The 18874-nt window shown below is 62.8% G+C and carries 14 protein-coding genes; 6 read left to right on the forward strand and 8 right to left on the reverse strand.

Features of this window, described 5'->3' with window-relative positions; genetic code table 11:
• Positions 1-93: 93 nt before the first annotated feature.
• The 8 genes from glgB to ABWY06_RS06685 form a co-directional block, all read right to left on the reverse strand.
• Positions 94-2319 carry a 1,4-alpha-glucan branching protein GlgB gene (gene glgB / locus ABWY06_RS06650; RefSeq protein WP_353924773.1) on the reverse strand — a complete coding sequence of 742 codons (2226 nt, stop codon included), beginning with the start codon at positions 2317-2319 and terminating at the stop codon, positions 94-96.
• Entirely contained in the window at positions 2316-5678 is a 3363-nt protein-coding gene (gene treS / locus ABWY06_RS06655; RefSeq protein ID WP_502948163.1) for a maltose alpha-D-glucosyltransferase, read from the reverse strand. The genes glgB and treS overlap by 4 nt, the downstream gene beginning before the upstream one ends.
• A gap of 40 nt (positions 5679-5718) precedes the next feature.
• Positions 5719-7746: an alpha-1,4-glucan--maltose-1-phosphate maltosyltransferase gene (locus ABWY06_RS06660; protein WP_353924774.1), complete on the reverse strand. Its 2028-nt coding sequence runs from the start codon at positions 7744-7746 to the stop codon at positions 5719-5721.
• Between the two features lie 574 nt (positions 7747-8320).
• Positions 8321-9145: a non-homologous end joining protein Ku gene (gene ku, locus ABWY06_RS06665; RefSeq protein WP_353924775.1), complete on the reverse strand. Its 825-nt coding sequence runs from the start codon at positions 9143-9145 to the stop codon at positions 8321-8323.
• 12 nt (positions 9146-9157) lie between these two features.
• On the reverse strand, positions 9158-10021 hold the full coding sequence (locus ABWY06_RS06670; protein ID WP_353924776.1) for an SDR family oxidoreductase: 864 nt from the start codon (positions 10019-10021) through the stop codon (positions 9158-9160).
• Positions 10022-10156: 135 nt separating this feature from the next.
• Entirely contained in the window at positions 10157-10429 is a 273-nt protein-coding gene (locus ABWY06_RS06675) for a hypothetical protein (protein ID WP_353924777.1), read from the reverse strand.
• Positions 10430-10549: 120 nt separating this feature from the next.
• Positions 10550-10684, reverse strand: a complete 135-nt coding sequence (locus ABWY06_RS06680) for a PSPA7_2676 family Cys-rich small protein (RefSeq protein ID WP_353924778.1) — start codon at positions 10682-10684, stop codon at positions 10550-10552.
• A 515-nt stretch (positions 10685-11199) separates the two neighbouring features.
• A complete protein-coding gene (locus tag ABWY06_RS06685) occupies positions 11200-11652 on the reverse strand; it encodes a PA2169 family four-helix-bundle protein (RefSeq protein WP_353924779.1) in 453 nt (150 codons plus the stop codon).
• A gap of 395 nt (positions 11653-12047) precedes the next feature.
• On the opposite strand from ABWY06_RS06685, the gene ABWY06_RS06690 reads away from it, so the two are divergent.
• The 6 genes from ABWY06_RS06690 (at position 12048) to ABWY06_RS06715 (ending at position 18865) form a co-directional block, all read left to right on the forward strand.
• Positions 12048-13691, forward strand: a complete 1644-nt coding sequence (locus ABWY06_RS06690) for a VRR-NUC domain-containing protein (RefSeq protein ID WP_353924780.1) — start codon at positions 12048-12050, stop codon at positions 13689-13691.
• Entirely contained in the window at positions 13691-16021 is a 2331-nt protein-coding gene (locus ABWY06_RS06695) for a helicase C-terminal domain-containing protein (protein WP_353924781.1), read from the forward strand. Before ABWY06_RS06690 ends, ABWY06_RS06695 begins: the two co-directional genes overlap by 1 nt.
• Positions 16022-16419: 398 nt before the next feature.
• Positions 16420-17073: a hypothetical protein gene (locus tag ABWY06_RS06700; protein WP_353924782.1), complete on the forward strand. Its 654-nt coding sequence runs from the start codon at positions 16420-16422 to the stop codon at positions 17071-17073.
• A 26-nt stretch (positions 17074-17099) separates the two neighbouring features.
• Entirely contained in the window at positions 17100-17519 is a 420-nt protein-coding gene (locus ABWY06_RS06705) for a phage holin family protein (protein WP_353924783.1), read from the forward strand.
• Positions 17516-18376 (forward strand): DUF3618 domain-containing protein, encoded by an 861-nt coding sequence (locus ABWY06_RS06710; RefSeq protein WP_353924784.1) that lies wholly within the window; start codon positions 17516-17518, stop codon positions 18374-18376. The genes ABWY06_RS06705 and ABWY06_RS06710 overlap by 4 nt, the downstream gene beginning before the upstream one ends.
• Before the next feature lie 153 nt (positions 18377-18529).
• Positions 18530-18865 (forward strand): hypothetical protein, encoded by a 336-nt coding sequence (locus ABWY06_RS06715; protein ID WP_353924785.1) that lies wholly within the window; start codon positions 18530-18532, stop codon positions 18863-18865.
• Positions 18866-18874: the final 9 nt, after the last annotated feature.

Below are 18874 nucleotides of genomic sequence, written 5' to 3' on the forward strand. Positions count from 1 at the left end.
CGATACCCATCAATTACATGGAAATATCCATCGCCACGCCACCCGACCCCGCTTGGTTCCCATCTGCCCTTGCGGCAAGAGGGGACGGCTCGATTAGCCCTCGTCAGGCACCGGTCGCAGGATCAGCACCGACAGGGGCGGCAGCATCAACGACAACGAATCCGCCTCGCCGTGGGCCGCCAGGGGCTCACTGATAACCGTCCCCAGGTTACCCAGATTCGACCCGCCATAACCCTGGGCATCGGTGTTGAGCAGTTCCTGCCAGTGACCGGCCGCGGGCACGCCCACGCGATACTGTTCGCGCGGTACCGGCGTGAAGTTGGCGACCACCAGCAAGGGTTGCCCCGCTTCATCCCGGCGCAACCAGGCGAATACGCTGTTGGCGGCGTCGTCGCCGATCAGCCATTGGAAGCCCGCGGGTTCACAATCGAGCTCGTGCAACGCCGGTTGGCTGCGGTAAAGCCGGTTGAGGTCGCCTACCAGTTGCCGCAGGCCTTCATGTTCCGGCTGGTTGAGCAGGTACCAATCCAGCTCACCGTCGTGGTTCCATTCCCGCCACTGGCCGAACTCGCAGCCCATAAACAGCAGCTTCTTGCCCGGATGGGCCCACATAAAGGCCAGGTAGGCGCGCAGGTTGGCGAATTTCTGCCAGCGGTCGCCGGGCATCTTGTCGATCAGCGAGCCTTTGCCGTGCACCACTTCGTCGTGGGAGATCGGCAGGACAAACCGCTCCGAATAGGCGTACACCAGGCCGAAGGTCATCTGGTCATGGTGATGGCGCCGATTGATCGGATCCTGGCTCATATAGGCCAGGCTGTCGTGCATCCAGCCCATGTTCCATTTGTAGGAAAACCCCAGACCACCCTCCTGGGTAGGGCGGCTGACGCCCGGCCAAGCTGTCGATTCCTCGGCGATGACCAGAGCGCCTGGGGCTTCCTGGGCGACCACGTCGTTGAGGTGACGCAAGAAATCGATGGCCTCGAGGTTTTCCCGACCGCCGTGGCGATTGGGGATCCATTCGCCTTGCTTGCGCGAATAGTCGCGGTACAACATCGAAGCGACCGCATCGACACGCAATCCATCGATATGGAACTGCTTGAGCCAATGCACGCCGGAGGCCAGCATAAAGCCGTGCACCTCGGTGCGCCCTAGGTTGTAGATCAGGGTATCCCAGTCCTGGTGGAAGCCTTCGAACGGGTGGGCATACTCGTACAGGGCGGTGCCATCGAACATGCCCAAGCCATGCAGATCGGTGGGGAAATGCGCCGGTACCCAATCGAGGATTACCCCGATACCGGCCACATGGCAGGCGTCGACGAAACCGGCGAAATCCCGCGGCGACCCATACCGGGCACTGGGGGCGAACATCGACAGCGGCTGATAGCCCCAGGAACCGCCAAAGGGGTGCTCCATGATTGGCATCAGCTCGATATGGGTAAACCCCATTTCCAGCACATAGGGAATCAGGCGCTCGGCCAGTTCCGGCCAACTGTAGTCACGCCCCTCATCGCCGCCTTCATGGCGCCAGGAGCCGGCGTGCAGTTCGTAGATCGACAAGGGCGCGCGCGGGCTGTGCAACGCCTGACGACGCTCCAGCCACTGTTCATCGTGCCACTCGAACTGCTGCGGCTCAGCGACCACCGAGGCGGTTTCCGGCGGCGCCTGGGTGGCCAGGGCCACCGGGTCGGCCTTGAGCGGCAGCACACCCTCGGGCCCCAGTATTTCGTAGCGGTAGGCCTCGTCCGCCTGCAAGCGGGGAATGAACAGCTCCCAGACCCCGGACGGGATACGCTGGCGCATCGGGTGACGGCGCCCATCCCAATTGTTGAACGGACCGACCACCGAGACTCGCCGCGCATTGGGCGCCCATACCGCGAAGCGCACGCCTGGTACACCGTCCACGCTCAGCAGCTGTGCCCCCAGGCACTGCCCGAGGTGGCGGTGGTTGCCTTCGGCGAACAGGTAGAGGTCCATCTCGCCCAGCAACGGGCCGAAACTGTAGGGATCCTCGCTCAGCTGATGGCCGCCGGCCCAATGGATATCCAGCAGGTAGGGTATCGACCGCGGCAGGTAGCCGACGAACAAACCGGGCAGGTCCTCGGACTGGTCCAGGGTCGTGAGTACCTCGCTGGTCCCCTCGTCCCGAGGCCTCAGCCGCACGGCCAGGGCACCGGGCAGATAGGCGCGGATTACTACACCCTCGCCCGCCCGATGGGGGCCCAACACGGCAAAGGGGTCGGGGTGTTCGGCCCGTAGCAAGGCCTCGGCATCGGCGCGCGGTAACGCGGGGGCCTCCGTCAGGGTCTGACGTCCGTTCATGGGTTCTCTCCGGTGCTCGGCACCTGCAGCAGGGCTGCCAGGCCGTTGAGTGGTACGCCGAGCCAGGCCGGGCGGTTTTCCACTTCATAGATGATTTCGTAAAGGGCTTTTTCGATACTGAACAATTCCAGCGACGCCGCTTCGCCATCGGCCTGTTGCCAGGCATGCGGCACCGCGGTGGCCGCCAGGCGATAGGCTTTGAGAAAGGCCTCGCGGGAGTTCTCCAGGTAGGTTTCGACGATCAACCGACGGGCCTGGTCGGCTTCGGCCGAGGTGTCGATACTCTGGGCATTGCGCATGGCCATCGCCGCCGCGTAGTCGAAAGAGCGCAACAGACCGGCAACATCCTTGAACGGGTTGTGTTTGTTACGCCGTTCCTGCAGCGGCCGGGCCGGTTCACCTTCGAAATCGATCAGGTAGGCGTCGCCCTGGACCACCAGCACCTGCCCCAGGTGCAGATCGCCGTGTACCCGGATCCGCAAGCCACCCTGGGTACGTTTGGCCAGTGCCTCGATCCGCTGGCCGATCGCCTTGCGCTGCTCCAGCAGCCGGGTGATCAAGCGGGCGTCGGCTGAATCAACAGTACCGCTGGGCACCGCCTGCAACCGCTCGAAGGCGTCATCCAGCTGAGCCATGATGCCCCGCCCCACTGCCTTGGCGTCCGCCGCGCTGCTGGGGTGTGGGCTGAAAGCGGGATCCTCGCTGGGCGCGGCCAGCACACCATGCATCTCGCCCAGACGCTGACCGAGCATGGCGGCAAAACTGTCCAGATCGAACAAGGCCCCGTACTGGTTCTCCAGGGCCGACACGCCCTGGGCCAGTTCGTCGCGAATGGCCCTATCCAGGGTGCTCTGAGTCCACGCCCAGGCATCACCCTGGTTGTTCAGGTAGCCCTGGGCCAGCAGCAGCAGGGTGGGCGTGCCGTCCGCGTCGATCTGGCTGACCGAGCCCAGCAGCGGCGATATATGGGCAAAACCCTGACGGGTCAGGTAATCGCTCATCTCCAGCTCGGGGTGCACACCGCTGACCAGGTGGCGCAGCATTTTCAACATCAGGCTGCCACCGACTATGACCGAACTGTTGGATTGCTCAGCCGCCGGGTAGCGCACTTCGGGCTGTGCCGGCAGGGCCAATGCCGCCAATTGTGGCGTGGCAGCGAACTGCAGCTGACCCTCGCCGTACGGCATCACCCGGCCTTCCTGCAACCCTTGGACCATGGCCTGGATAAAACTCGGCAGGGTAAAAGCATCGGTCAGCACGCCAACATGGCGGCCACGGCGCACGCGGGCCAGGGCCAATTGCTGCTGCAAGGGCGTGCTGCTGTCCTCACCGACGAACCCCAACGGCACCAGGTAACGCTGCGAGACGCCAGCGCTAACGACCGACAGTTCGCTTAACAGCACCGGCTGCTCGGGGTGTTCGAAACGCAGGGTCTGGTGGACATCGATCTGTTCGATGCCACGGTCCTTGCCGGCGAACCAACGGCGTTTGCTCAGGTACAGGGGCAACAGGTCCTGCTTGATCAACCGCGCGGTCGGTGGTTCGAGCAGTTCCTCGAGCCGTGCCTTGACCACCAGGGTCTGGAGTTCCGGCAGGCTTTCCGGCGGCAGCACATGCCAGCTGGGCATCTGCGTGGCGGACGCCAGTTGGAACCAGTAGAACCCATAGGGCGGCAAGGTCAGCTGATAGGGCAAGGCGGATATGGGTGGAAAGGCGCTGCCGCCGACCATCTCCACCGGCACCAGGCCGGCAAAGGCCGCCAGGTCCAGTTCGGCGGCCTGGGCCGCACGCGACACGTTGGCCACGCAGAGGATGGTTTCGGTCTGCCCGCCGCTTTCGTATTCACGCAGGTAGGCCAATACCCGCCGATTGCTCGGCGACAGCATTTTCAGGCTGCCGCGACCGAACACCTGTTGGCGTTTGCGCACGGCCAACAGGCGTTTGGTCCAGTTCAGCAATGAATGGGGGTCTTCACGCTGGGTTTCCACGTTCACCGACAGGTAGCCGTAGAGCGGGTCCTGGATCGGCGGCAGCACCAGGCGCGCCGGATCGGCGCGGGAGAACCCACCGTTGCGGTCGATCGACCATTGCATCGGCGTACGCACCCCATCCCGGTCGCCGAGGTAAATGTTGTCGCCCATGCCGATCTCATCGCCGTAGTAGAGGGTCGGCGTACCCGGCATGGACAACAGCAGGCTGTTGAGCAGCTCGATCCGCCGGCGATCGCGCTCGAGCAGCGGCGCCAGGCGGCGGCGAATGCCCAGGTTGATCCGCGCGCGGCGATCGGCGGCGTAGTAGTTCCACAGGTAGTCGCGCTCGCGATCGGTGACCATTTCCAGGGTCAGTTCATCGTGGTTGCGCAGGAAAATCGCCCACTGGCAGTTGGCCGGGATATCCGGGGTCTGACGCAGGATATCGGTGATCGGAAAACGGTCCTCCTGGGCCAGGGCCATATACATGCGCGGCATCAACGGAAAGTGGAAGGCCATATGGCACTCGTCACCTGCGCCGCCAGCATGACCACCGAAATACAGCTGGGTGTCCTCCGGCCACTGGTTGGCTTCGGCGAGCAGCATGCGATCGGGGTAGTGGGCATCGATCTCCGCGCGGATCTTCTTCAGCACCTGGTGGGTTTCCGGCAGGTTCTCGTTGTTGGTGCCGTCACGTTCCACCAGGTAGGGAATGGCATCCAGGCGCAAGCCGTCGATGCCCATGTCCAGCCAGTAGCGCATCACCGCCAGCACCTCTTCCAGCACCTGGGGGTTATCGAAATTCAGGTCCGGCTGGTGGGAGTAGAAACGGTGCCAGAAGTACTGACCGGCCACCGGGTCCCAGGTCCAGTTGGACTTTTCGGTGTCGAGAAAGATGATGCGGGTACCGTCGTATTTCTGGTCGCTGTCGGACCAGACGTAGTAGTTACGCGCGGCGGAACCCGGCTTGGCCTGGCGGGCCCGCTGAAACCAGGGGTGCTGGTCGGAGGTGTGATTGATCACCAGCTCGGTGATGACCCGCAGACCCCGTTTATGGGCCTCGGCGATAAAACGCCGGACGTCCGCCAGGGTTCCGTAGTCGGGGTGCACCCCGCGGTAGTCGGCGATGTCGTAGCCGTCGTCGCGCCGTGGCGAGGGATAGAACGGCAGCAACCAAAGGGTATTGACCCCCAGTTCGGCAATGTAGTCGAGTTTGGCGATCAGCCCGGGAAAGTCGCCAATCCCGTCGTTGTTGGCGTCGAAGAACGACTTGATATGCACCTGGTAGATGACCGCGTCCTTGTACCAGAGCGGGTCCTCGATAAAGGCGGCGGGTCGTTCGCCATTTTTTTTATGCGCGCCGGCCTTACCGGACGTGGTGGGTTGGATCGTTTCTCGTGCGGGTGCCTTGCGGCCAGTACTCGCCATGTCAGAAGTGCTCCAAAGCCGGTTTGATCCGCCAGATGCCAAATGGCTGGGCGGTATCGAGGTGCAGGTGCTGAATCTTGCCGTGCCAGGTCCAGCGGTGGCCGGTCATCAGGTCCTCGCCGTCCAGCGCCCCGTGGTCCGGCAAGCCGAACTCCCAGAGCGGCAATTCGAACGCAGCATCCTGGGCGTGGTGCGGGTCGAGGTTGACGGCCACCAGGATGAAATTGCCAAGGTCGGCGGTGCGTTTGCCGAACAGCAACACCTGATCGTTCCAGGCGTTATAGGGAACGAAACCCAGGTGGGTCTGCAGCGCCGGGTTCTGCCGGCGGATACGGTTCAGCAGCGCGATTTCGCCGACGATATTGCCGGGGGCGCGGTAGTCACGCGGACGGATCTGGTATTTCTCCGAGTCCAGGTACTCTTCCTTGCCGGGGATGGCAGCCGCCTCGCACAGTTCGAACCCCGAATACATGCCCCACAACCCCGAGCCCATGGTCGCCAGTACCGCGCGAATCAGAAAACCCGCGCGCCCGCTGTCATGCAGGAAAAACGGGTTGATATCCGGGGTGTTGACGAAAAAATTCGGCCGGTAGCAGTCGCGCCACGGCGCTTGGTTGAGCAGGGTGAAATACTCACTGAGCTCGGCCTTGGTATTGCGCCAGGTGAAGTAGGTGTAACTCTGGGAATAACCGACCTTGCCCAGCCGCGCCATCATGGCCGGGCGGGTAAAGGCTTCGGCGAGAAACATCACCTCGGGATCACGGCCGCGGACATCGGCGATCAGCCATTCCCAGAACGGCAACGGCTTGGTATGGGGGTTGTCGACTCGGAAGATTTTTACCCCTTCGTCGACCCAGCCCTGCACGATGTCACGCAATGCCAGCCACAGGTCGGGCATCGCCTGTTCGGCGTAGAAATCGACGTTGACGATGTCCTGGTACTTTTTCGGCGGGTTTTCCGCATAACGGATGCTGCCGTCCGGCCGCCAGGAGAACCAGCCGGGGTGCTCGTTAAGCCAGGGATGGTCCTGGGAGCACTGGATGGCGAAATCCAGGGCGATTTCCAGGCCATGCTCACGGGCCTGGCGCACCAGTTGGCGAAAATCCTCACGGCTGCCCAATTGCGGATGGATGGCGTCATGGCCACCGTCCTCGCTGCCGATCGCATAGGGGCTGCCCGGGTCGTCCGGGCCGGCCACCAGGCAATTGTTCGGGCCCTTGCGGTGTGCCCGACCGATCGGGTGGATGGGCGGGAAATACAGCACGTCGAAGCCCATGTCGCGGATGTCGGCCAGGCGCTGGGCGACATCGGCGAAGGTGCCGTGGCGGCTCGGATCGGAGGTTTGCGAACGGGGAAACAATTCATACCAACTGGCGAACTGGGCGCGTTCGCGCTCCACTTCCACCGGGTATTCGGGGCTGCGCACCCGATGCGGGCGGGCATCCAGCTCGGCCATGACCTGGGCCAGGGCCGGGCTCAGCAGCAAGCCCACCTGTTCATCCAGATCGTTGACGCTCGACAGCTGCCCTTGCAGGTCGCGCAGAAACGCACCGGACGGGGCATCGTGAGCGAGGTTCGCCAACGCGGTTTGCAGGTGCAACTGACCTTCGCGGATTTCCAGCGTCACATCGACCCCGGCGGCGTGTTTTTTCTGCAGCTCATAGCGGTAGGTCCCGAAGACATCCCACCAGGCCTGGATCACGTAACGGTGCCGCCCCAGCCGCATCGGGGTGAACTGCGCCTGCCAGCGATCGTTGCCCAACGCCGTCAAGGGCAGTGCCTGCCAGGCCTGGCTACCCGCCTCGCACCAGAGCAACTCGGCGCCCAGTTGGTCATGGCCGTCGGCGTACAGGGTGGTGTTCACTTGCAGACTTTGACCGATCAGCGCCTTGGTGGCGAAGCGCCCCTCATCAATCACCGGTGACGTGGCTTCGATAACGATACGGGGCTGGGACAGTGCCTGGGTCAGCGGATCGGAGGGCGAGCCGGCGTCTGGATAAGTCGAATTGCCCAGGGCAGAAAATGCCATCAAGCATTACTCCTAACGCCCAAAGGACGCAGCAAGAAAAGTGGATTTGACCGTCCTGGGGCACGCCTGGCGAATGACCTGAAACCGGCGCGCTAGAGTGGGTGGGACGGTACTCGGCAGGACCCGCGCTGAACCGCGGCCCTGTATTTTCCGAGCGGAGCGACAAGTAAAAGTTCAAGGAAATGCGCCGCGTGCCGGGTTCCCCCGCGACGCGTCACGCGTGCCCACCAGGACCTGTGTTGACCCTCGCTCTACGCGCGCGTTATCGCGGATAAGGATCCCAGGCGAGGCGCGGGACGCCGGCCCCCCCTTCACCTTGGGCGCACGTCTGGTGGAGGAGGTAAAGGGCTGATCATCCCCTGCCAAGCCCCGCGGCACCGCATGGGGCTCCTAGGTACTTGAAGGAAAGAGCGACGGAAGAACCGGACGGCGCGCCCCTGAGTTGACGTCCGCCACCACTACCCAAATGCAGCCACTCGCAGAGACGCCGGCCAGGCAACCTGGTTCTGTGCACAATTGGGGGGGGGGTCGGGTTCAGCCAATGGCAGAAAGCGCGCTACCGCGGGACGGGCGCTCAAGAGCTTTTTTTGGTCCTGGGCTTGGTGGCGGCCGCGGGTTTACGCGCCAGGCTGCGCTTGAGCAGCTCGGTCAGGTCGATAATCTCGGCGCTGGCTTGGTCGGCGTCCGCGGGCGCCACGCTTTCCAACCGACCCGACTTGGCCTTACGCTCGACCAGCGCCATGATCTGCTTCTGAAAGGTGTCGTGGTACTGCTCGGGCGCCCAGGGCTCGACCATATCCTTGACCAAGCGGGTGGCCATCTCCAGTTCCTTGGCGGCCAGCTTCGGTTCGATGGCCTCGGGCGACAGTTCCAGGCTGTCGATACCCCGCACGTCGTCGGCCCAGCGCAGGGTATGCAGGACCAATGCCGGCCCCGTCGGCATCACTACCGCCAGGTGCTGCTTGCTGTGCATGACGACATTGGCCAGGGCCACCTTGGCGGTTTTCTCCAGCGCCTCGCGCAGCAGCCCATACACCTTGTCGCCACGGGCATCCGGGGTCAGGTAATAGGGCGTGTCGAGGAACACGAACGGAATCTGCCGGGCCTCGACGAAGGCCAGGATATCGATGGTGCGGGTGGCCTCGGGGTGGGCGGCGCAGATCTCCTCCTCACTGAGCACCACGTAGCGGTCCCGCTCATATTCCACGCCTTTGACGATATCCGCCGAGGCGACTTCCTTGCCGGTGACCTTGTTCACCCGCTTATAGCCGACCTTGTCCATGCTGCGCTTGTCGAGCCAATCGAAGTCAATGCCGCTGCTGTGGGTGGCCGGTACCAGCGCCACCGGGATATGCACCAGGCCAAAACTGATCGCGCCTTTCCAGACTACCCGAGGCATGGGATGGCCCTCCTAGCCGTTGATCACGGTGCCGCCGTTCAGGTGTAGCACCTGCCCGGTCATATAGGACGAATCGTTGCAGGCCAGATAGACATAGGCCGGCGCCAGCTCACAGGGTTGTCCCGGGCGGCCCAGGGGCGTATCGGAACCGAAAGTGGAAACCTTCTGCGCATCGAAGGTCGAGGCAATCAAGGGGGTCCAGATCGGCCCCGGCGCCACGGCGTTGACCCGAATGCCACGCTCGGCCAAGTTGGTCGAGAGAGAGCGGGTAAAGGCCGTGATCGCCCCCTTGGTGGCCGAATAGTCGATCAGCGTGGGGTGGCCGCGGTAAGCGGTGATCGAGGTGGTGTTGATGATGGCTGCGCCCTCGAACATATGCGGCAGTGCGCTCTTGGTCATCAGGAACATGCCGACGATATTGGTCTGGAACGTCCGTTGCCACTGCTCGAGGCTAATGTCTTCCAAACACGCCTGAGGGTGCTGCTCACCGGCGTTGTTGACCAGCACGTCCAACTGGCCCCACTGGGCCAGGGTCCTGTCGACCACCGAGCGGCAAAAAGCTTCGTCACCGATATCACCGGCAAACAGCAGGCTTGGCTGACCACAAAGGGTGATTTCCCGCTGGGTCTGCGCCGCATCCTCATGCTCGTTCAGGTACAGCAGCACGATCCTGGCCCCCTCCTGGGCATAGGCAATGGCCACCGCCCGGCCGATGCCGCTGTCGGCACCGGTAATCACCGCCACCTTGCCCTCCAACTTGCCGGAGGCCTTGTAGTGCTCGTTACGGTATACCGGCGGCGGCTGCATCCGGCTTTCCAGGCCTGGCTGGCGGTCTTGGTGCTGGGGTGGCAAGGTCTGTTCGGAGTGATCGCTCATCATCCTTCTCCTATGCGTACGCCGCCCAAACGATCGGCCAGGCGTTGTTCAGTGGCCACAGAAAACTGGGCACAGAGTGAAATTGTTGGATATGCCCCCCAGCCATCCCTACCTGGGTGCCAGGGGCCAGGTGGTTCAGTCCCCCGCGACCAGTTTGTCCAGGGGTAAAAACTGCAAGGTGATACCGATCAGTCCGGGTCCCTTGTCGTTCAGCGAGGCGATCACCACCTGATGGGAGGGACTCTGGCGCTGGGCTTTTTCGCGGATCAGCGTCACCACGTTTTTCAGTTCGGCACGCTCGTCTTCATCCAGGCGAAAGGTGAAGTCCTGGCTGTAACCGGTGCTGTTGGGTTCGAAATCGGTCCGCTGGAACGACTCATCGAAGATTTGTTCGGCGTTTCTGCTCATAATCATTCCTATGGTCACTTCCAGCTATGCGAAGCGGCCATGACATTAAGGTGGAGGGCGTAGGACGCGACAACTGAGCTCAGACAGGTCCTGCGCGCTGCTGCGCGCAACCAGGCCTACTCAGCCCGACTCCATCGGCGTATACCGGTAGGTGCCGCAGCGGGCACAGCGGGTGCACTGCATGGCCTCATGCCCGAGCACACACAGGCTTTTTTCGGTCCAAGTGCAGCCGAATAAAAAGCAACTCATTCTCATGGGGCACCTCGTGTCGCTATAGAATTACTGACATCCCTATAGTTAAGGTCCATTAACTCCACCCGCCTGCCCTGGCTCAAACTAGTGCATGTTTGATATTAAGAATGACAGACCGGGACAATAGTTCAGTTGGGTTGACTTGCGAGCGTACCGGCTTACGCGGCGCGCCCTCGAAAACTGACGCAAAGGCTCGCTACGCAGGGCTTTGGCACGTGACGAGCACCCTGTCGCCAGCCGCTTTTATATCCACTCACAGTAGAAACATATAAGATTTTTTTATTAAATTTGACCTTGGTTTTATAACGGACCCACTGTTTAGGCGCGACTCTGGAATAGCAAACGAACCGACTTCTGTTTGATAAGGCACTATCGCCGTTCATTGAACGATTTCATATACGCGCCTGGATTCGCCCGTAGTCTTGTCCAAGTTAAGGCGAACGGACCTGGAGCGCTGCACTCAACCAAAACGCCCGCCAAAAAAGGCGGGCACTCGGATAAGCAAAATACCGACTGGCTTAGCTCGCCGCGCGGGCGGTATTGCGCAAGGCCTTGACCTGGTCATGGTTGCGCTGCACACCTTGCAATTGTTTTTCCACTACCACCCGCACCGAGGGTGGCAGATCCTTGCTGATAGCATCCCGGTAGGCCTTCAAGGCCACATCTTCGCCTCTCTCGCATTCGTTCAGAATGGCTTCTTCGTCCTTGCCGGTGACCAGAGACTTCAGGTCGACCCAGCGACGGTGCAAGGCGCCAGCGACGCTGGAGCTGGTTTCCGGGTCACCCCCGAGGGAGCGCACCAATTGCTGCAACTCATGGGCAGCACTGGCGCACTCCTGGGCCCGATTGATAAACAGCGATTTCAGCTCAGGCCGCTTGACGTCTTCGGCACAGGTCCGAAAGCCTTCCTCGCCATCCTTGCTGGTTTCGATCAAGTCGTTGAGTACCGAGATAACGTCGTGATTTTCCATGGTAGTGCTCCTGGGTGTGGAAGGTCCCAGTAGAGGAGCAGGCTTTATGCCAACTGAATTGAATTTTTTTATTCTATATTTTTCAATAGCTTAATAGATTTAATCGCAACGTCTGACTGCGCATTTTGCATGAACCGCCTTTTATGGCCGTGCAAAATGCCTGTCATGCAACGTACCGCAGCGGTTGCCCGGCACCCGCCGACGCCCACCCCGAGTGAGCAAGCCCACCGCCTGGTGTCACGGCGACCAACACCATTCGTCTTCAGGATTTGCCAAGGGGAGGCGGCGCTGGTATCTGTATATCCGTACAGTTAACTACCCCTCCCTCCGAGGTGTCAGTCGCCGGGTGTTAACCCGTTGGCTCAGGCGCCGGCCTCCTGTAGATCAGCCGCCGTATGCCCAAGCCGCTCGACCCAACGTTTTATTACTTGGATAATTTCCACCAGGTGCTGAGCTGCATCGCCGAGCGTTATGCGGACTTGCTGAACGACGAGGAGCGCGAGTTTTTCGACGGCTTTCCACTGTTGCCCCTCGCCTCGCAGGCCCTGCTGGTGCGTATGTTGATGCGTAAGGGCGAACTGTTTCGGGCCAGCAAGCTGCAGTACGCGGAGATTGGCGATCCGCAGCTGGCCGCGGCCCCTCTGCTGGCGCTCAACTGGCTGGACGACCGTCCGCTGCTAAGCCTGGAGCAACTGTTCGGGCTGTTGAGAAAGCGCGAGCTCGACACCTTGTTGCAGCCGCTCGGTCGGGCGCTCGGTAAAGCCCAGAGCCTTGCCACCCTGCTGCCCGACTACCCGGTGCCGTTGCCGCTCAGCGACTGGCCCGTGGTCATTGAAGATCGGGTCTATCATCTGCGGTTGCGCGGGCTGGAGGAACGTCTGCGCCTGATGTTCTTCGGTAACCTGCAGCAGGACTGGTCCGAGTTCGTGCTCGCTGAACTGGGCATCTTCCAGTATGAGCGCGTTGAGTGCCCACCCTCTTCCCGGGCATTCCGCACACGCCAGGATCTGGACCTGTACCTGCACTTGAACCAATGCCGCGAGGCACTGCGGGCCGGCGCCTGCGCAGACACGCTGCTGCCGCAGCTGGCCGGTTGCGTCTCGGAGAATGCCTGGCTGGAGCAACGGCGGGCCAAGCTGCTGTTTCGCATCGCCCAATCCGAGGAAAAAGCCGCCCGCCTGTCCAGCGCATTGCGAGGCTACGCCGCCTGCGCCTACCCGGGCTCGCGCTGGCGCGCCCTGCGCATTCTCGAACGCCTGGAATTGAACGAGGCCGCCAGCCACTGGGCGGAAGCGGCCCTAGGCGCGCCGGAAAATGAAGCCGAAGAGCAGTTGCTGCTGCGCTTGTTGCCCCGCCTGCAGCGCAAGCTCGGGCGTCGCCCCCCGGCACGGCGGACTGGCGTGACGGTCGCCAGCCAACTGCAGCTGTGCCTGCCCAAGCCGCCAGACGGGGTCTACGTGGAACACCTGGTCCGTGACCACCTGACCCGTCCCGATGCACCGGTGCATTACGTCGAGAATGCCTTGCTCAACTCGCTGTTCGGCCTGTGGTGCTGGCAGGTGCTGTTCAGCCCCTTGCCCGGTGCGTTTTTCCATCCGTTCCAGCGGGCCCCGGCGGACCTGCTGAGCCCGGATTTCCAGCAGCGCCGCGCGGAGGCCTTCAACGCCTGCTTCGAGCAACTCGACACTGATGCCTATCGGCAGACGATCCGGCAGAACTACCGTGACAAGTTCGGCCTGCAGTCAGCGTTCGTGGCCTGGGGTTTACTCGACGAGGCCTTGCTGGAGCGGGCGTTGGCCTGCATTCCGGCGCCCCATCTGAAACGCTGCTTTGCCCGGATCCTGCTGAATATCGGCAACAACCGCTCCGGCTTGCCGGACCTGATCCAGTTCTGGCCGGAGCTCGGGCAGTACCGGATGATCGAGGTCAAGGGCCCCGGGGATCGGCTGCAGGATAACCAGCGCCGCTGGCTGGACTACTGCGCGGCCCATGGGCTGCCGGTTACGGTCTGTCACGTGCGTTGGCAGGCAGATGCCTGATGAGCTACCCAGTGGCGGTACGCACGCTCTGTGAGTTCACCGCCAAATGCGGCGACCTAGACCTGCGTTTCACCCCGTCGCCCACCGCCCAGGAAGGCATTGCCGGGCACCAGGTGGTCACCGCCCGGCGGGGTGGCGGTTACCAGAAGGAAGTCTCGCTGAGTGGCGACTACCAGCAATTGCAGGTGCGCGGTCGCGCCGACGGCTTCGCGCCGTCGCTCAATCAACTGGAGGAAATCAAGACCTACCGCGGCGACCTCAGCCGTGTGCCCGACAACCATCGGCAGCTGCACTGGGCCCAAGCCAAAGTCTACGGCTGGCTCTTGTGCGCCCAGCGCGGCTTCACCGAGTTGCGCGTCGCCCTGGTGTATTTCGAGGTGGCCAGCCAGCGGGAAACCTTGCTCGTTGAGCTTTACCGCGCCGAGACCCTACGCGCGTTCTTCGAGCAGCAGTGCCAGGTGTTCCTGGCGTGGGCCCGACAGGAGCTGGCCCATCGGCAACGGCGTGACCAGCACCTGGCCGGCCTGGCATTCCCCCATGGGGCCTTTCGTGTCGGACAACGCGCCTTGGCCGAAGCGGCGTACAAGGCCGTAAGCACCGGCAGTTGCCTGCTGGCCCAGGCTCCCACCGGGATCGGCAAGACCATCGGCACCTTGTTCCCACTGCTCAAAGCGGCGCCCCGGCAGGGCCTGGACAAGATCTTCTTTCTCAGCGCCAAGACGTCCGGCCGCGCCCTGGCGCTGCAGGCGCTGACCGCGCTGGGCGCCCGCCCGGGTCAAGGGCAGCTGCGGACCCTCGAACTGGTGGCCCGGGACAAGGCCTGCGAGCACCCCGACAAGGCCTGTCATGGCGACGCCTGTCCGCTGGCCAGGGGCTTTTATGACCGGTTGCCGGCTGCACGCCAGGCGGCGCTCGCGATCGCCTTCCTTGACCAGGCGCAGCTGCGCGATGTCGCCCGGGCGCACCAGGTCTGCCCTTATTATCTGGGCCAGGAACTGGCGCGCTGGTGCGATGTGCTGGTGGGGGACTACAACTATTTTTTCGATGGCAGCGCCCTGCTCTTCGGACTCACCCAGGCCAATCAATGGCAGGTGGCGGTGCTGGTGGACGAGGCCCACAACCTGATCGAGCGCGCCCGCGGCATGTACACCGCCGAGCTCGACCAGGCGACCTTGCGTCAGGTGCGGCGAGTCGCCCCAGCCACCCTGAAAAAAGCCCTGGACCGCCTCAACCGCGCCTGGAATGAACTGCTCCGCGAGCAGGTGGCGGCCTACCAGGCACTGCCGCAACCGCCGGCGCGGTTTGTCTCGGCATTGCAGCTGCTGATCGCGGCCGTTGGCGAGCAGCTCAATGAACTGGCGCTGCACCTGGAGCCTGTGCTGCAGCGATTCTATTTCGACGCCCTGCACTTTTGCCGACTGGTCGAGTCGTTCGGCGATCATTCGCTCTTCGACATCAGCCTGCCGACGAGCACCCCGTCGACAGCCTCCAGGACCGCCCGGAGCTCATCGCTGTGCGTGCGCAACATCGTCCCGGCGCCCTTTCTCGAGCCGCGCTTCGCCGCGACCCGCTCGACCCTGTTGTTCTCCGCCACCCTCAATCCGCAGCGGCTCTACCGCGACCTCCTCGGCCTGCCCGCACGCACCGCCTGGATCGAGGTGCAATCGCCCTTCCAGGCCCAGCAGTTGGCGGTGCGCCTGGTCGGCCATATTTCCACCCGCTACCGGGATCGGCCGCGTTCGGTGGCGCCCATCGCGGCGCTGATCGCCCGACAGTATCAGCAGCAGCCGGGCAACTACCTGGCCTTTTTCAGCAGCTTCGAGTACCTGCAACAGGTGCAGCAGCAGCTGCAGGCGCAGCATCCACAAGTGCCGCTGTGGGCCCAGGAGCGTGGCATGGGTGAAGGCGAGCGCGAGGGGTTTCTGCGACGTTTTCGCGCCGATGGCCAGGGCCTGGGCCTGGCCGTTCTGGGTGGTGCATTCGCCGAGGGTATCGACTTGCCCGGCAGGCGGCTGATCGGTGCATTTATCGCCACCCTGGGCCTGCCGCAGCTCAACCCGGTCAACGAACAGATCCAGCAACGGATCCAAAGACGCTTTGGCCGCGGTTATGCCTACACCTACCTCTACCCGGGCCTGCAGAAAGTGGTGCAGGCCGCCGGGCGGGTCATTCGGGGGGAGTCGGATCGGGGCGTGGTGTATCTGATCGACGACCGTTTCACTCACCACGAGGTGCGTCAGTTGTTGCCCGGCTGGTGGCGCCCCACGGTCGAAATGTCACCACAGCCGCCCACGCCAGACTGCCTTCCGTCGGCCCAGCGCCTGCTCTAGTTGCTGTTTTTTTGGCCCCGGCGGCCGACGCCCTGGAGCCGGCTGTGCAGCCACGCCCCTCCCTGTCCATCGCCCTCGCTCGGCCGCCCTCCCTCACCGGCGCCGCCATGTCTGCAAGGGCGGTTTCGAGTCATCGCCCGACGGGTAGGCATCGCGCCAAACGGTCGGCGAACTCATCGCGATGCACCTGTCCTGGCGTCGTCACCGTAGCCCTCGGCAGAGGTTTTTTTGCGTTGACCACATCGCGAAAACGCCTTTTCCGCTGACCGAGTTTTTTTGAACTGTTGTTTTTCACGCCCGTCATTTTTTCAGTAGGCGCTGTTCGATGTGTGGCTGTTCCGAGCAAAACACCGTTGCGCTTCGAGTCCCAACATTCGCTATCCAGAAGGTGAAGACAGATGAATACACCCAACCAGAGCAGCTCGAATCCATCGGGCGCCAACCTTGGCAGCACCACCCCAGGCGTATCCGGGAACACGGGCCAAACGGCGGCGAATACCAGTGGCCAACCCGGCGCCGGCGCTGCCAATTCGGCGGGTCTGGGCAGCAGCTCGAACAGCAGCCCTTCGTCCAACGCCACCCTCAACGAATTGCAGGACAAAGCCACTGCTTTGGCCAAGGAGGCAACATCCCAGGGCCAGGCGGGACTCGATCAATATCGCCAGTCGGCGGTGGGCCAGGTCGAGACGCTGGCGGAAAGCGCACGCGCCGCGGCCGATGCCCTGAAGACCAACGATACTCTGGGCCTGTCCCACTATGTGTCGGATGTTGCCGACGGCATGTTGGACTTCGCCGGCAAGCTAAGGGGCAAGAGTGTCGACGAATTGATCCACGACGCCAGCGACTTGGCCCGTAACAACCCGACCTTGTTTATCGCCGGCAGCATCGCCATTGGCTTCGGCCTGACCCGTTTTGTCAAAGCCAGCAATGCCGCACGGCAAGCCCATACGGCCGCGGCGAGCCCCGCCGAGCAGCCCGGCGGTGGCAGAACCGCCATTCCGTCCGCCACGGACCAGCAGCGCAGCGCCAGCGGTTTTCGCCAGGACTTCTAGCAGGCCGTTGCACAGGAGTGTCGACGATGAATAACCAAGGTTTACCCGACGAGCAGCTGTATCAGGAACCCGAGCCGTCGCTGGTCGGTTTGTTGCGCCAGTTGACCCGTGAAGTACCGGCGCTGTTCACCCAGGAACTGGCGCTGGCCAAATCCGAGATCAGCGACGCGCTGAACGCCACCAAGGCCGGCGTGGAGAAAATGGCCATGGGCGGTGCGGTGATGTTGGCCGGGTTCCTGGTACTGCTGTTGTCGGCCGTCTACGGCTTGAGCCTGTACATGCAGCCCTGGCTGGCCGCTTTTATCGTGGGAGCAGTGGTGATGATCATTGGCTTCGTCATGGTTCAAGCCGGCGAGAAAACCATGGAGCGTTCGTCCTTTACCCCGGAAAGAACCCTCCACTCGTTGAACAAAGATAAAGACATGATTACCAGGAGAGTGCCATGAGCACATCAGATACCGATTTTTCCAGCCAATCCCATAAAAGCCCCGAGACCCTGGAACGCGAAATCGAACAGAAGCGCTCCAATATCAACAACATCATGAGCGCCTTGGAAAACAAGCTGTCGCCCGGCGAAATCGTCGATACCGCCCTGAGTTTCGCCCGCGGTAACGGCGGCGAATTTCTCGGCAATCTGGGCCACACCATCAAGGCCAACCCCGTACCGACCCTGTTAACCTCAGTGGGGGTGCTCTGGCTGATCGCCGGTCAGAATCGCCGTTCCGACCCCGACAGCTCGTACAGCTTGAGCGATACCTCGGAGCGGATCGGCAGCCTGGCCTCCGACGTGTCCAGCGGCCTGTCGCAACGGGCCCATGACTTGAAGCAGCAAAGCGCCGAGCTCAAGGCCAAGGGCCAGCGGGTTGTGCACAAGGTCACCGATACCCTGGGCAGCACCCGTGAGCGGCTGAGCGACACCGCCAGCCACGCGGCGCAAAGCATCCGTCATCAGGCCGAACGGGCGCGTACGGGCTTCGATCATCTGCTCCACGATCAACCTTTGGCACTGGGTGCCGTCGGGATTGCCGTGGGTGCCCTGCTCGGTGCCGCGCTGCCGCGCACTTCCCAGGAGGATCGGCTGTTGGGCGCGACCAGCGATCGCCTGGCCAGCAAGGCCAAACACCTGGCCGAACAGGGGTATGAAAAAGCCCAGGGGCTGGTGAAAAACGTCATGACCGGTGACGGCAGCACAGCCTCAGCCACCGCCACATCCGCGACCGGTTCGGGCGTCGCCGCCAACGCGCCAGGGCAATACAGCGCCTCCACCGGCGGCGCAACCGGCTCCAGCTCCAGCTCCAGCTGATAACGCCGATAACCCGCCTGGCCGCTTGACAGGGGCCAGGCGAACGGCATCGCGACAGGCAAATGGCACTGGGCCGCAGTCTACGAATTGCGTCATTGCAGCCTGGAGTGGTGGGCACTAAGCTTTCGAGAATGACATCGCTGAGCCAGCAGTATGCGATACACCTCATCGAAAAAGTCCGACACCGAGATTCAGATCCTTTGTTACGGTCCCTATGTGATCGCGATCAAAGGCCCCCATCCCGAGTACCCCGACCTGGTCGAGCGCCTGCTGGCGCGTTTGAACGCCAGCGAGGCCCTGTTGCTGCTCGACGCACCTACCCTGCGGGCCTTTGTCCGCCTCGCCGTCTTGGCCGAAGCCGAGGTGGATCGCTTGTTGAACGAGTTCGGCCTGGGGCGCCGGTTCAAGGGCATGCTAAAACCCCAGGGTTATTCCTCCTCAGAAGCCAGCTCCGAACGCTTCCTGATGCAAGGAAGCGGCAGGCCTTAACATCCGCGC

The sequence above is a fragment of the Pseudomonas sp. genome (assembly GCF_040514055.1).
Lineage (GTDB): Bacteria > Pseudomonadota > Gammaproteobacteria > Pseudomonadales > Pseudomonadaceae > Aquipseudomonas.

Coding starts and splice junctions, on each gene's coding strand:
- ABWY06_RS06680 (WP_353924778.1), bottom strand. CDS start 10,684: ATGAGAATGAGTTGCTTTTTATTCGGCTGCACTTGGACCGAAAAAAGC.
- ABWY06_RS06660 (WP_353924774.1), bottom strand. CDS start 7,746: ATGGCATTTTCTGCCCTGGGCAATTCGACTTATCCAGACGCCGGCTCG.
- ABWY06_RS06700 (WP_353924782.1), top strand. CDS start 16,420: ATGAATACACCCAACCAGAGCAGCTCGAATCCATCGGGCGCCAACCTT.
- glgB (WP_353924773.1), bottom strand. CDS start 2,319: ATGAACGGACGTCAGACCCTGACGGAGGCCCCCGCGTTACCGCGCGCC.
- ABWY06_RS06715 (WP_353924785.1), top strand. CDS start 18,530: ATGCGATACACCTCATCGAAAAAGTCCGACACCGAGATTCAGATCCTT.
- ABWY06_RS06710 (WP_353924784.1), top strand. CDS start 17,516: ATGAGCACATCAGATACCGATTTTTCCAGCCAATCCCATAAAAGCCCC.
- ABWY06_RS06690 (WP_353924780.1), top strand. CDS start 12,048: ATGCCCAAGCCGCTCGACCCAACGTTTTATTACTTGGATAATTTCCAC.
- ABWY06_RS06675 (WP_353924777.1), bottom strand. CDS start 10,429: ATGAGCAGAAACGCCGAACAAATCTTCGATGAGTCGTTCCAGCGGACC.
- ku (WP_353924775.1), bottom strand. CDS start 9,145: ATGCCTCGGGTAGTCTGGAAAGGCGCGATCAGTTTTGGCCTGGTGCAT.
- ABWY06_RS06695 (WP_353924781.1), top strand. CDS start 13,691: ATGAGCTACCCAGTGGCGGTACGCACGCTCTGTGAGTTCACCGCCAAA.
- ABWY06_RS06705 (WP_353924783.1), top strand. CDS start 17,100: ATGAATAACCAAGGTTTACCCGACGAGCAGCTGTATCAGGAACCCGAG.
- ABWY06_RS06685 (WP_353924779.1), bottom strand. CDS start 11,652: ATGGAAAATCACGACGTTATCTCGGTACTCAACGACTTGATCGAAACC.
- ABWY06_RS06670 (WP_353924776.1), bottom strand. CDS start 10,021: ATGAGCGATCACTCCGAACAGACCTTGCCACCCCAGCACCAAGACCGC.